This window comes from Pelorhabdus sp. sgz311002 (genome assembly GCF_056134285.1).
The window spans coordinates 39,821-53,515 of the sequence record NZ_JBWBCL010000018.1 but is presented as its reverse complement, the minus strand read 5'-3'; the positions used below and the strand labels follow the sequence as shown (position 1 = coordinate 53,515).

General features: G+C 42.0%; 9 protein-coding genes. 3 read left to right on the top strand and 6 right to left on the bottom strand.

What is annotated here, in order from left to right; translation table 11 throughout:
- From AC0NJP_RS18070 to AC0NJP_RS18060, 3 genes are all read right to left on the bottom strand, one after another.
- Positions 1–266, bottom strand: a 266-nt coding sequence (locus AC0NJP_RS18070; RefSeq protein WP_474700681.1) for an adenine nucleotide alpha hydrolase family protein, incomplete at its 3' end; no start/stop codon positions are given.
- A 49-nt stretch (positions 267–315) separates the two neighbouring features.
- Positions 316–1,455, bottom strand: coding sequence for an acyl-CoA dehydrogenase (locus AC0NJP_RS18065; protein ID WP_474040676.1), 1,140 nt, complete (start codon positions 1,453–1,455; stop codon positions 316–318).
- A gap of 175 nt (positions 1,456–1,630) precedes the next feature.
- Positions 1,631–3,193 (bottom strand): acyl CoA:acetate/3-ketoacid CoA transferase, encoded by a 1,563-nt coding sequence (locus AC0NJP_RS18060; protein WP_474040677.1) that lies wholly within the window; start codon positions 3,191–3,193, stop codon positions 1,631–1,633.
- A gap of 484 nt (positions 3,194–3,677) precedes the next feature.
- On the opposite strand from AC0NJP_RS18060, the gene AC0NJP_RS18055 reads away from it, so the two are divergent.
- From AC0NJP_RS18055 to AC0NJP_RS18045, 3 genes are all read left to right on the top strand, one after another.
- Entirely contained in the window at positions 3,678–5,072 is a 1,395-nt protein-coding gene (locus AC0NJP_RS18055) for a GntP family permease (RefSeq protein ID WP_474040678.1), read from the top strand.
- A 426-nt stretch (positions 5,073–5,498) separates the two neighbouring features.
- The gene (locus AC0NJP_RS18050; protein WP_474040679.1) at positions 5,499–6,893 is read left to right on the top strand and encodes a GntP family permease; all 1,395 of its coding nucleotides are present in this window, start codon (positions 5,499–5,501) and stop codon (positions 6,891–6,893) included.
- 104 nt (positions 6,894–6,997) lie between these two features.
- On the top strand, positions 6,998–7,576 hold the full coding sequence (locus AC0NJP_RS18045; protein ID WP_474040680.1) for a YdcF family protein: 579 nt from the start codon (positions 6,998–7,000) through the stop codon (positions 7,574–7,576).
- A gap of 116 nt (positions 7,577–7,692) precedes the next feature.
- Here AC0NJP_RS18045 and AC0NJP_RS18040 read toward each other — a convergent pair whose 3' ends face one another.
- From AC0NJP_RS18040 to typA, 3 genes are all read right to left on the bottom strand, one after another.
- The gene (locus AC0NJP_RS18040) at positions 7,693–11,127 is read right to left on the bottom strand and encodes a DNA polymerase III subunit alpha (RefSeq protein WP_474040681.1); all 3,435 of its coding nucleotides are present in this window, start codon (positions 11,125–11,127) and stop codon (positions 7,693–7,695) included.
- Positions 11,128–11,218: 91 nt separating this feature from the next.
- A complete protein-coding gene (locus AC0NJP_RS18035; protein WP_474040682.1) occupies positions 11,219–11,653 on the bottom strand; it encodes a cell division protein SepF in 435 nt (144 codons plus the stop codon).
- A gap of 116 nt (positions 11,654–11,769) precedes the next feature.
- Entirely contained in the window at positions 11,770–13,578 is a 1,809-nt protein-coding gene (gene typA, locus AC0NJP_RS18030) for a translational GTPase TypA (protein WP_474040683.1), read from the bottom strand.
- Positions 13,579–13,695 lie beyond the last annotated feature (117 nt).

The window sequence follows — 13,695 nt, the reverse complement described above, 5'->3', positions numbered from 1 at the left end:
AAGGCGCGATCGCTAATCAGGATCGCTTCATCAGCTCCCATAGCCAAACATTCTTTCAGGGCGTCTTTCGCCTGAGGCGGTCCCATGGAGACGACGGTCACTTTGCCGCCTTCTTTTTCTTTGAGTTGCAGCGCCGCTTCCAAGGCATTTTTGTCAAAAGGATTGACAATGCTCGGCACTCCCTGACGAACGAGCGTGTTCGTTACGGGATCGATTTTCACTTCGGTCGTGTCAGGTACTTGCTTGACACAAACTACGATTTCCATACTTTCGGCCTCCTGTTACACATTAGTAAAAGCGGGGGGCAAAAGCCCCTTACCGCAAGATAGCGCCAGAAACAACCATACGTTGTACCTGATTTGTGCCTTCATAAATTTGGCAAATTTTCGCATTTCTGAAGAGACGTTCTACAGGATATTCTTTCGAATAGCCGTAACCACCGAAGATCTGAACAGCATCTGTCGTAATTTCCATTGCTGAATCAGAAGCAAACATTTTAGCCATAGCAGCCTCTTTCGAATAAGGTTTGCCCTGATCTTTCAGATAAGCAGCTTGATATACGAGCAAACGAGAAGCTTCAATTTTCGTAGCCATGTCAGCCATCATGAAAGCAAGTGACTGCTGTTTTGCAATCGGTTTGCCGAACTGAACGCGTTCTTTGGAATATTTAATAGAATGTTCCAAAGCTGCTTGTGCAATTCCAAGAGCCTGAGCGGCAACGCCAATACGGCCGCCATCTAAAGTCGTCATAGCAATTTTGAAGCCTTCGCCTTCTTTGCCAAGACGATTTGCTGCTGGAACACGGACGTTTTGGAAAATCAATTCCATAGTCTGAGAGGAACGAATACCAAGTTTGTCTTCTTTCTTACCGAAAGTAAAGCCTGGCATGCCTTTTTCCAAAATGAATGCGGTAATCCCTTTCGTTCCTTGCGAACGATCAGTCATAGCAAAAACAACATAAATATCAGCAACTTCGGCATTCGTAATAAACATTTTGCTACCATTTAAAATATAGTCATCGCCGTCTTTGACTGCGATGGATTGTTGTGCACTCGCATCAGTACCAGCATTGGCTTCTGTCAAGCCAAAAGCGCCTAGAGAAGTACCTTCTGCGATAGGAGTAACGAATTTTTTCTTCTGTTCTTCTGTACCATATTTAAAAATCGGCCAAGCGCAAAGCGATACGCTAGCAGAAAGAGCAATACCCAAACCGTCATCAACGCGGGAGATTTCTTCTACTGCCATAATATAAGTTAGACCGTCGCCGCCAGCTCCGCCATACTCTTCAGGGAAGCAAATTCCTGACAAGCCTAATTCGACCATTTTGTCATATAAATTACGGTCAAAAATATCTTTTTCGTCTCTTTCTGATGCGCCTTCAGCCAATTCAGCTTCAGCAAATTCACGAACAAGTTTTTTCATTAAAGCCTGATCTTCTGTCATTTCAAATTTCATTACAATACACTCTCCTTTTATCTCTTGCCTTTTTTAGTGAAACATGAGTTATAAAGAAAACTGTCTGATTATACTCTTTCGCCAAAATATTCAAAATACCTTTGCATGAAACTATTTTTTATACAAACTATTTTTCTACAAAATATTCAGCTTTTAGTACATCAGACGCTCCAAACTAGCAAGTAAGCATTTCTTCTTTAATTCCCATAGGTGCATCCGTAAAAATACGAGCATCCATAGTTTTTAAATTTGGCGAAATCTCTGGCTTAAATTCCATGTGTGCCAAAATGTCTTTTTCCAAATCTACGCCTGGCGCAATTTCGGTTAAAGTAAGACCTTTATCTGTCAATTCAAATACAGCTCTTTCGGTAATATACAGGACAGGTTGATTCACTTTGCGAGCGTAGGCGCCGCTAAAAGTAATTTGTTCCACTTGTTTTAGGAATTTTTTAGCCTTTCCTTCCTGAACAATCGTCAGTTTGCCATCACCAACAGCTACTTTGAGTCCACCGGCTGTAAAGGTACCACAATAAACTACTTTCTTAGCATTTTGTGTAATATTAATAAATCCGCCGCAACCAGCAACACGACCTTTAAACTTACTTACATTAATATTTCCTTCAGGATCGGTTTCGGCAAGACCCAAATATGCTAAATCTAAACCGCCGCCGTCATAAAAGTCGAACTGGTAGGGTTGATCCAAAATTGCTTCGGCATTCGTTGTAGCACCAAAGCTTAATCCGCCAGCAGGTACGCCGCCAACAGGCCCAGCTTCAACAGTCAGGGTCATCGTGTCGCCGACTCCTTCTTCATTGGCAACCATAGAAATTCCTTCAGGCACGCCAATACCAAGATTTACTTTCGCATTACAAATAAGTTCTAAAGCGGCACGGCGAGCAATGACTTTTCTTTCATTTAATTTCATCGGAGGTAGAGAGTTTAATGGCACGCGCACTTCACCAGAGTAAGCCGGATTATAAGCTTCACCATAAGTCTGCTTATGATGCTCTGGTTCAGCTACAACGATATAGTCAACAATCAAACCAGGAATTTTCACGTTCATCGGCGCTAGGGTACCGTTTTTAACAATTCTTTCGACTTGAACAATAACAATTCCACCGGAAGCTTTGGCAGCTTGAGCAATAGGTAAAATTTCGAGCGAAACAGCTTCGCGTTCAATTGTAATATTACCTTTTTCGTCGGCACTAGTACCGCGAACAAGAGCCACATCAATCGGGAAAGGCTTATACCACAGCCACTCCTCGCCGCCGAGTTCGACAACTTCAACAAGATCTTCCTTAGCAGCTGCATTAATTTTACCGCCTTCTACCCGTGGATCTACAAAGGTATTTAAACCGACTTTTGTAATGACGCCAGGTTTTTTGCCAGCAACTCCACGGAACCATTGGGCAATCGTTCCTTGTGGTAAATTATAAGCTTCAATTTGATTTTCTACAGCCAAATTGCCCAGTTTTGGCGATAAATTCCAATGGCCGCCAATGACTCGCTTTACAAGCCCGGCATGACCAAAATGATTTAACCCAAGATCCTTGCCGTCCCCTTGCCCTGCTGCATAAACCAAGGTTAGATTTTTGGGTGATTGACTCTGCAAAAAAGTTTCTTCTACTTGAGCCGTAATAGCTTCAGGATGACCGCTGCCAAGAAAACCGGAAGTTGCTACTGTTGCGCCATCATGAATCAACGCCACCGCTTCCTGCTTTGTAATCACTTTTGCCATATCTAACTCCTCCTTAAAGATAAACTCAAAACCTATTCAGCCATAAAAAATGCAATTGCCGTGCCAAATTTCTAAAAATCTGAAAAATTATAATAAAACTTCGCACTTTTCTTCACAAAGTCAAATGTTTTCGATTGTTTGCTTACAAAATATTTTTGTACAATTCCCGTTATTTAAAATATTTGCAAGCCATTCATTTGATAAAACTGTCTAATATTAGACATACATGTCTAATTAATAGACATTTTATGTACATATTAGTGCACAGTAATCACAAATAATTTTTCTGTTTTTTTTGACTTCATAAAATTCACTATATATTTCAAACGATTTATTTAGAAATAATACGACTATTTTCAAATTCCCACTCATTTTGGTATATAACTTGCAATAACACTTGTTATAAATATCACAAATTTTTCCCCGAAAGGAGTGACGTGTTTCATCGGTTTTCTCAAACTTTACTTAGGATGGTGATTTTAGAATGGATGTAATTGGTATTCTCCTCAGTCTGTTTTTACTTATGTTTTTTGCCTATCGCGGTTTCTCGGTTATTTTATTCGCTCCTGTTTTCGCCCTTCTTGCCGCTTCTATGTCAGGATTACCCCTGATGCCTGCTTATACGGAATTATTTATGGCTAAAGCAGTTGTCTACATCAAATCGTTTTTCCCCGTCTTTATGTTAGGAGCCGTTTTCGGCAAAGTCATGGAAGACACTGGACTTGCCAAAGCAATTGCTCGTTCCATCATTCAGTCACTGGGCAAAGAAAGAGCGATTCTCTCTGTCGTACTAGCCTGTACGGTGTTAACTTATGGCGGTGTTAGTTTATTTGTCGTTGTATTTGCAGTCTATCCTTTTGCTGCAGCATTATATAAAGAAGCAGATATTCCCAAACGCCTATTACCTGGTACCATTGCCCTCGGCGCCTTTACCGCTACAATGGATTCCTTTCCTGGCACACCACAAATTCAAAATCTCATTCCTACTAACTTTTTCGGCACAACAATCTATGCGGCGCCAATCCTCGGCATTATCGGCGGTATTCTAATCTACACATTAGGTCTTTTTTACTTGGAACATCGTCGTAAAGCAGCTGCGGCCGCTGGCGAAGGCTATGGTAACCATACCTTAAATGAGCCTGAAGTAAAAGAAGACGTAACACTTCCGCCTTGGTATGTAGCAATTCTTCCATTAATTACTGTTCTGGTCGTAAATCTCTTGATTACAAAAGTAAATTGGGACCCTTCATTAATTACTATTTTCCAAGACATGAAAATTCCCCTTGTTGCAGCTGGTATAAAAAACGTTCTCGGTATTTGGGCTCTGATTATCGCCTTGATCTGCGGTATTGTTCTAGCTGTGTTACTAGGAATTACAAAGCTGCCAAAAGGTGGTTTGATCAAAGCATTAAACGCTGGTACTATCGGTTCCCTGCTTGCCATTATGAACACAGCTTCTGAAGTAGGTTACGGCAATGTAATTGCGTCCTTAAGCGGCTTTAAACACATTTCCGCTGCTCTCATGTCCATCAAAGTCGGCGGTAGCCCGCTCGTATCGGAAGCTGTTACCGTAAACGTACTAGCTGGTGTCACAGGCAGCGCTTCCGGCGGTATGTCTATTGCCCTAGATTTAATGTCTAAAGACTGGCTCGCCTGGGCAAATTCCATTGGAATGTCCCCGGAAATTCTTCACCGTGTCGCTTCCATGGCTTCCGGCGGCATGGATACGCTTCCTCATAACGGTGCAGTCATCACGCTTCTCGCCGTTTGCGGTATGACACATAGACAATCATACCCTGATATTTTTGCCATGACTTGTATTAAAACATTCATGTGCTTTGTCATTATTTTAATTCACTCTGTAACAGGTATTTTATAAAACAACAAAATATAAAAATAGAGAAATAAGAAAAGTAGTTTGTATTTTTGCATTGTATGTATGATGTTGAAGTGAGGGTTTTATGGACGGCGGCGCAGTAGCGCCGCCGTCTTACGTTGTCTAGAAGATCAATTTCTGGACATAATATGTATATAAATTTAGACGCAATCGGACAAAATAATCACTATTTTTTATATATTCAATCTAATTAAAAAAAACTTATATTTTTTACATTTCTATTTTCTCATCCACACTCTTCTTAGCTCACTTATTCAATAGAAAATAAGATTCCAGGTATAAATCTTGCATTTTAAACATAATAAGTATATACCCTATATTGATTCGTTATTGAGGGAGGTGAAGATCAAACTTTTCCTTGGTATGAGTGATAAGCTAAAATAACTTGACAAAGGACGGTGGACTACAATGGAAGTCATAGGTATTATTTTAAGTCTATTTCTTCTCATGTTTTTTGCTTACCGCGGCTTTTCCGTGATCCTCTTCGCCCCGGTTTTTGCTTTATTGGCAGCCTCGCTTTCGGGACTTCCGCTCATGCCAGCTTATACAGAATTATTTATGGCCAAAGCGGTCACCTACATCAAATCATTTTTTCCTGTGTTTATGCTCGGCGCTGTTTTTGGCAAAGTTATGGAAGATACCGGCTTGGCAAAATCAATTGCCCATGCCATTATAAAATCGCTCGGTAGAGAACGCGCTATCTTGTCTGTTGTTCTCGCCTGTACGGTCCTTACCTACGGCGGCGTAAGCCTCTTTGTCGTTGTATTTGCCGTATATCCGTTTGCTGCAGCTTTGTATAAAGAAGCAGACATTCCCAAACGGCTGTTACCTGGTTCTATTGCTCTTGGCGCTTTTACGGCTACCATGGATTGCTTCCCAGGAACGCCGCAAATTCAAAACCTTATCCCAACAAACTTCTTTGGCACGAATATTTATGCCGCACCTATTCTCGGCATTATCGGCGGCATTTCAATTTATACCTTAGGCCTTTTCTACTTAGAACACCGCCGCAAAGCTGCTGCGGCAGCCGGTGAAGGCTATGGCAATCACACGTTAAATGAACCAGAAGTAAAAAACGAAACGAATTTACCGCCTTGGCAGCTTGCTATTTTACCGCTGTTGGCTGTTCTAGTAATCAATTTTATGATGACCCGCGTTGAGTGGGATCCCGCAATTTTAAAGGTATTCCAAGATATGAAGCTGCCGCTTGTAGCAGCCAGCGTCAAAAATGTTCTTGGCATTTGGTCACTCATTATCGCTCTAGTTTCAGGCATTTTGTTGGCCATTGCTCTCGGCTTTACAAGACTTTCTTCTGGTGGCTTGATCAAAGCGTTAAACGCTGGTACTATCGGTTCCCTGCTTGCCATTATGAACACAGCTTCTGAAGTAGGTTACGGCAACGTAATTGCGTCCTTAAGCGGCTTTAAACACATTTCCGCTGCTCTCATGTCCATCAAAGTCGGTGGCAGCCCGCTCGTATCAGAAGCCGTTACCGTAAACGTACTAGCTGGTGTCACAGGCAGCGCTTCCGGCGGTATGTCTATTGCCCTAGATTTAATGTCTAAAGACTGGCTCGCCTGGGCAAATTCCATTGGAATGTCCCCGGAAATTCTTCACCGTGTCGCTTCCATGGCTTCCGGCGGCATGGATACGCTTCCTCATAACGGCGCAGTCATCACGCTTCTCGCCGTTTGCGGTATGACTCACCGCGAATCCTACCCAGATATTTTTGCTATGACTGTTATTAAAACCTGTATGGTTTTCCTCATTATTTTGCTTCATTCCATTACAGGCATTCTGTAAAAACAAAATCAGTAATGGTAGCTGCTCCGCCAGGAGCAGCTTTTTCTTTACACCAAAAACGAGTATAATATATGAGAATGCTTCTTCTTAAAGGAGGAATTAGGTTGATCACAGCAAAAAAAGCGTTTCTCACCGCGACCATTCTACTCACGTTTTTTCTCTTCATCGAAGTTCCCATCATCGATGCGGGCCTGACAAGTCAACCTAAGCCCAGTGATGTACTCATTGTACTAGGCGCTCGATTAATCGGTCATGAACCTAGTGCAGTGCTTCAATTAAGGCTGCAAGAGGCTTACCGTCTTTATGAAGCAGGGTATGCAAAAAAAATCATCGTGAGCGGCGCTAAAGGCTCCGATGAAGATATTTCAGAAGCACAAGCTATGAAAGACTACTTTTTACAGCAAGGCGTATCAGAAGATGTGATTTATGTGGAAGAACACTCTTATAATACCTATCAAAATTTAGCAAACTCAAAAAAAATCATGGAAGAAATGAACTGTCATAATGCGATCATCGTATCAAACACTTCTCACATACACCGCGCTCTACTGCTCGCCAACCAAATAGGCCTTGAAGCAACAGGCGCTCCGGCCCCGCTACCTAACAATATTTATTTCACAGCAAAACAATATGCGCGAGAAGGCGCCGCGGCAGCAGCCCTGCTGTTCATCCCGTCAAAATAAAAACAGCCCTTTAAGTCATACATTCTGATATGCCCCCAAAAAGTTAGATTTTTATGGTCTAATTGATTGGGGGCAATTCATACCGACTAAAGGACTGTCTTTTTATTTATTCCATATTAAGCAACTGTTACCGAACCAGAACCAAGCAACTGGAGCAGTTTAGGCACAATATCTGTCGATAAATCAACCCAAAAACCGCGATCTGTTTTAATTACTTTTTTATTGCCAGCAAAGTGAAGATACACAACCGACTCTCCAGCTTTCGCCTCAAGCAAATCTTTCAATTTAGCCATAATTTCTGGTGTTTCCTGGTGAACAGCAATACGAATATGCACTTCTTTATTACTGTCGGCAGTACTTGCACCTAATTCGCGAATCGTACTTGCTAAAATCTTAGCAGATTCTTCATTTTTACTGATACGTCCCTGTATAATCACTGCTTTATCTAATAGCAACAGCGAACTATATTGGTCAAAAACGCGAGGAAATACAACAATTTCGATATGATCCGTCAGGTCTTCCAGCTCTAAAAAACACATAAGCTCACCATTTCGGGTGCTGATTCGCTTCGCGCCAATAATCATACCGCCAATACGTACGGTCCGACCATCTGCAAGATCGCCTGACAAAATATCCTTGATCGCCGTCAAAGAGCGAAACTGTTCGCGATAAGAATCAAGGGGATGACCCGTAATATAAAAGCCGATGATTTCTTTTTCCATGGCCAAACGCTCTAACAACGGCAACTCTGGCAGATCAGGAAGGTCGATATGCACCTGATTTGTCAGATCGTCGTCGCCAAACAGACCAATTTGGCCGCTTTGTAAATCTTTTTGCAGTTGTTGGGCTGTTTCGACAACTTTATCAATAACCTGTTTCAGTTGTGAGCGCTTATACCCTAAAGAATCAAAAGCGCCGCATAAAATAAGACTTTCCATGACCCGCTTATTAACAAGCCGCATATCAACGCGACGGCAAAAATCAATCATAGATGTAAATTTTCCGTCTTGCCTGCGAGCTGTAATAATACTTTCAATGGCGCCCTCACCCACATTTTTTACAGCGGCCAAGCCAAAGCGAATCGCTTGCTCACTTACAGAAAACCGCGACTGACTTTCATTAATATCAGGCGGCAAAATTGCAATTTTTAAGCGGCGACACTCTTCAATATACTGCCCAACTTTTTCGTTGGCGCCAATAACGCTTGTTAACAGAGCGGCCATAAATTCCTGGGGATAATGTGCTTTTAAATACGCCGTCTGATACGCTACCAAAGCATAAGCAGCACTATGCGATTTATTAAAGCCGTAATCGGCGAAATGAGCCATCAAATCAAAGACTTCAATCGCAAAACCTTTCTCAAGTCCATTATTGATGCAACCTTGAACAAAATGATCTTTCTGGGCCATAAGAACTTCATGTTTCTTTTTCCCCATGGCGCGCCGCAAAAGATCTGCTTCGCCTAAAGTAAATCCACCAAGCACAGAGGCGATCTGCATAACCTGTTCCTGATATAAGATAACACCAAAAGTATCCTTTAAAATGGGTTCAAGCAACGGATGCAAATATTTCACTGTTTTGCGGCCATGACGTCCTTCAATAAAATCTGTTACCATACCACTGCCTAATGGCCCTGGTCGATATAAGGCTACAAGGGGAATAAGGTCGGCAAAGCAACTAGGTTTTAATTCCTTGACTAAATGAGTCATGCCTGATGATTCCATTTGAAAGACACCCGAAGTTTCACCTTTTTCTAAAATTGCAGCAGTTATTTCATCCGCTAAGGCAATGGCCTCAATGTCAAAAGCGCTGTCATGATTTTCTCTAATTAAATCAACAGCGTCGCCAATCACAGTCAAAGTACGCAATCCCAGCAGATCCATCTTAAGCAGACCGAGTTCTTCAATCAAATCTTTATCATACTGCGTCGTTAAAAAACCTTCAGTGGAGTTTTGGAGCGGTACATATTCTGTTAAAGGCTGCCTAGCAATAACCAGTCCCGCTGCATGAGTCGAAGCATGCCGCGGTAGTCCTTCTACCGCCTGAGCTAGATCAAGGAGTTTTTTGGCTTCTTCATTTGTCTCATAGAGATTTTTCAGTTCATGACTTTGAACAAGCGCTTTTTTTAAAGTAATGCCAAGTTCGTTAGGAATCAACTTGGCTATCTTATCAACTTCGCCATAGGAAAGATTTAACGCTCTGCCCACATCACGTACTGCGGCCTTTGCCGCCATCGTACCAAAAGTAATAATCTGGGCTACATGATCCGCACCGTAACGCTGAGCTACGTATTCAATAATCCTACCGCGTTTTTCATAGCAAAAATCAATATCAATATCAGGCATGGTAACCCGTTCTGGATTTAAGAAGCGTTCAAAAAGCAATCCATACTGCAATGGATCAATATTGGTAATTCGGAGAAGATATGATACGACACTGCCGGCAGCTGAACCGCGGCCAGGTCCTACGGGAATTCCATTCCGCCGGGCATAGTCCACAAAGTCCCACACAACCAGAAAATAGCTATCGAAACCCATATCATGAATAATAGATAATTCATAATCGAGACGTTTTTTTATTTCATCAGTTACACTTTGGTAACAGCGCTCTAAATTTCTTTCACAAAGCAGGCGAAGATAAGATTGAGCGGTATAACCTTCCGGCACCGGGAATTCCGGTAAATGATAATGATCAAAGTCAAAATCCACTTGACAGCGTTCGGCAATCTTTAAGGTATTCGCTAGCGCTTCCGGCTGACCAGGAAATAATGCAGCCATTTCTTCGCCTGATTTTACATAAAATTGATCATTAGGAAACCGCATCCGATTTGGTTCATCAACCGTTTTTCCCATCTGGATGCATAATAACACATCATGAAATTCCGCATCCTGCCGCTGAATATAGTGAATATCATTCGTAGCGACTAAGCCAAGACCATATTTTTTTGCCAAAAGAATCAATGCTTCATTTGCCGTTTTCTCTTCTGGCAAACGATGATCTTGTATTTCTAAAAAGAAATGATCTGTATCGAAAATATCAAGATATTCTTGTAAAATCTCTTCCGCCTTCGGTAAATTTCCTCGTAAAATCTGGGCAGGAATTTCCCCGGCAATACAGGCGCTCAGTACAATGATCCCTTTACTATACTGCCGCAGCAATTCGCGATCGATTCGCGGTTTATAATAAAATCCCTCTGTATTCCCCCGTGATACCAGCTCAATTAAGTTTCGGTAGCCTTCATTCGTCTCGGCTAGTAAAATCAGATGGAAATAGGCATCGCCTTCTCTTGTCGTTTTCTCTAACCGCGACTTTGGCGCTACATAGACTTCACAGCCAATAATTGGTTTAATACCAGCCTTTTTGGCTTTTTTATAAAAATCAATACAACCGTACATCACGCCATGATCAGTAATGGCAATCGCCGGCATATTCATTTCCTTCGCCCGGCTGATCAGTCGATCAATGCGGCTGGCCCCATCAAGTAAACTGTATTCTGTGTGAACATGAAGATGAACAAAGGGAGTCTGCTCGCCTTCTGTTTTTCCTGCCATAGAAACCTCCATTACACTAAAATGCTATATTGCAGTATGAAAAAACAGCACTGCCTCGCGAGCAGTACTGTTCAAAAGTTCAGATTTTATCTTATTGCAATCCGAGACGTTGGACTGCAATCGGACTGTTAAAAGCAAATAAATCATGGAAAGAGGTGCGATCTAACGCCTTTTCACACGAAACCGCTACTCCTTCCGGCACATACAAAATCACTTCATCTGAAATGATTTGAGCCTGTCCGTGAAGCACATAACATACGCCTTGCAAAAAGTCATGCATAGTCTGTTGCTCATATTGCTGCAGTCCCGCATAATTGATTAGCAGGGCTGAACCATCTTGTAGCCAATCGGCGTAGGAACAAGTCTGCTCAAGTATAGCAGGCGAAAGTACAATCATTTTTCCCTGGGGAGATTCTTGCAGCACAAGAGAATGAGGCCTGAGGCGATGCTCTCTCTCCTCTGATAATTCATTCAGACTCTCGGGCATAATATATTGTTTTACCTTATCCCATAGAGAAGGAGCCATAATTGTTTCGCCTCCTAAAAATCAGCTGCGACTTAGCTCAATCTTTCGCCATTTCTTAATATAATTCGCGATAAAAAGAATCTCTCCTGCCATAAATACGGTAAGAAAAGAAATCCTTAGGATTTTTTCTTTTCCCGACCGCGAGCTTGACGATTTAAAACGGTTTTGCGTAAACGAATGCTTTTCGGCGTAACTTCCACTAATTCATCATCATTAATATATTCAAGAGCCTGTTCTAAACTTAAAATTTTCGGCGACGTCAAACGAATCGCTTCATCAGAAGAACTGGAACGCATATTTGTTACATGTTTTTTCTTACAAGGGTTCACGTCCATATCCAGTTCTCTGGTATTTTCGCCAATAATCATGCCTTCATAAACTTCCTGCGCTGGAATAATAAACATAATTCCACGATCTTGTAGGCTGTAAATGCCATAGCCTGTCGTTTCTCCTTGTTCAAAAGCCACAAGAGCGCCACGTTTTCTGCCTGGAATTTCTCCCTTGAAAGGAGCATAACCATGGAACAAATGATGCATAATGCCATTGCCCTTCGTATTTGTCAAGAACTCGGAACGGAAACCAATCAAGCCACGAGCTGGAATGATAAATTCCATACGCAAATAGCCGGACAATTCCACCATATTAACGAGCTCTGCTTTTCTTGTTCCGAGCGATTCCATAACGGCGCCCATAAATTCCTGTGGTACGTCAATAGTCAGATTTTCCATTGGCTCACAAAGCTGACCTTTTATCATTTTATTTAACACGCGCGGTTTTCCTACTTGGAATTCGAAACCTTCGCGACGCATTGTTTCGATCAAAATTGCCAAATGTAATTCGCCACGGCCTGCCACTTCAAACGAATCAGGGCTATCTGTTTCTGTAACGCGTAAGCTTACATTCGTTTCGATTTCTTTAAACAAACGATCGCGCAAATGACGGGATGTAACAAACTGGCCTTCCCGTCCGGCAAAAGGACTGTTATTAACACTAAAGACCATCGCTAAGGTCGGTTCATCAATATTAATTGTCGGCAAAGCCTCAGGATTTTCCGGATCAGCAATCGTTACGCCAATATTAATATCAGCGATTCCTGTAACAGAAACAATATCGCCAAGCGCCGCTTCAGAAACCTCAGCGCGCTTCAGACCTTGGTAAGTATAAACCTTACCAATTCGTTCCCGTTTCGAAACATCACCATTTAGAACAACGACATTTTGTCCAGCCATCATTTTACCACGAATAATACGACCGATAGCAATTTTTCCGACGTAATCATCGTAATCCAGTGTAGTGACAAGCATCTGCAAAGGACCATCAATTTCGCCTTCCGGTGCCGGAATTTTTTCGATGAGCAATTTAAATAGCGGCGTTAAATCCTTATTATCATCATCCATGCTCATTTTGGCAATGCCTTCACGTGCTGTTGCATAAACAACAGGGAAGTCAAGCTGTTCGTCATCTGCATCGAGCTCAATAAAGAGTTCTAAAACTTCATCAACGACATCTTCTACGCGCTGATCAGGACGATCAATTTTATTGATGACAACAATTGGTTTTAGTTTTTGTTCTAGGGCTTTGCGCAATACATATTTCGTCTGCGGCATGGGGCCTTCGAAAGCGTCAACTAACAGAAGTACGCCGTCAACCATGTTTAATACACGTTCTACCTCGCCGCCAAAATCAGCATGGCCAGGAGTATCCACAATATTAATTTTCACGCCGTCATGCATAACAGCCGTATTTTTCGAAAGAATTGTAATGCCTCTTTCTCTTTCTAAATCATTAGAATCCATTACTCGTTCCGCAACTTGTTCATTGCTGCGAAATACGTTGCTTTGTCTAAGCATGGCGTCTACCAATGTTGTTTTGCCATGGTCAACGTGAGCGATAATGGCGATATTTCTCAAGTCTTCGCGCTTCATGTATAAGTACCTCCTAAGTACAAAAGAGAAAAGGATGCTGTGCCACCTAGCATCCTTTCTAGTTTCATTTAAATATCAATATAGTATACTTCTTGCCCTTCTGTCAATTGTTTCCCG

Excerpts from the sequence above, each read along its gene's own strand:
- AC0NJP_RS18065 (WP_474040676.1), bottom strand. The coding sequence starts at position 1,455 with ATGAAATTTGAAATGACAGAAGATCAGGCTTTAATGAAAAAACTTGTT.
- AC0NJP_RS18055 (WP_474040678.1), top strand. The coding sequence starts at position 3,678 with ATGGATGTAATTGGTATTCTCCTCAGTCTGTTTTTACTTATGTTTTTT.
- AC0NJP_RS18035 (WP_474040682.1), bottom strand. The coding sequence starts at position 11,653 with ATGGCTCCTTCTCTATGGGATAAGGTAAAACAATATATTATGCCCGAG.
- typA (WP_474040683.1), bottom strand. The coding sequence starts at position 13,578 with ATGAAGCGCGAAGACTTGAGAAATATCGCCATTATCGCTCACGTTGAC.
- AC0NJP_RS18050 (WP_474040679.1), top strand. The coding sequence starts at position 5,499 with ATGGAAGTCATAGGTATTATTTTAAGTCTATTTCTTCTCATGTTTTTT.
- AC0NJP_RS18060 (WP_474040677.1), bottom strand. The coding sequence starts at position 3,193 with ATGGCAAAAGTGATTACAAAGCAGGAAGCGGTGGCGTTGATTCATGAT.
- AC0NJP_RS18040 (WP_474040681.1), bottom strand. The coding sequence starts at position 11,127 with ATGGCAGGAAAAACAGAAGGCGAGCAGACTCCCTTTGTTCATCTTCAT.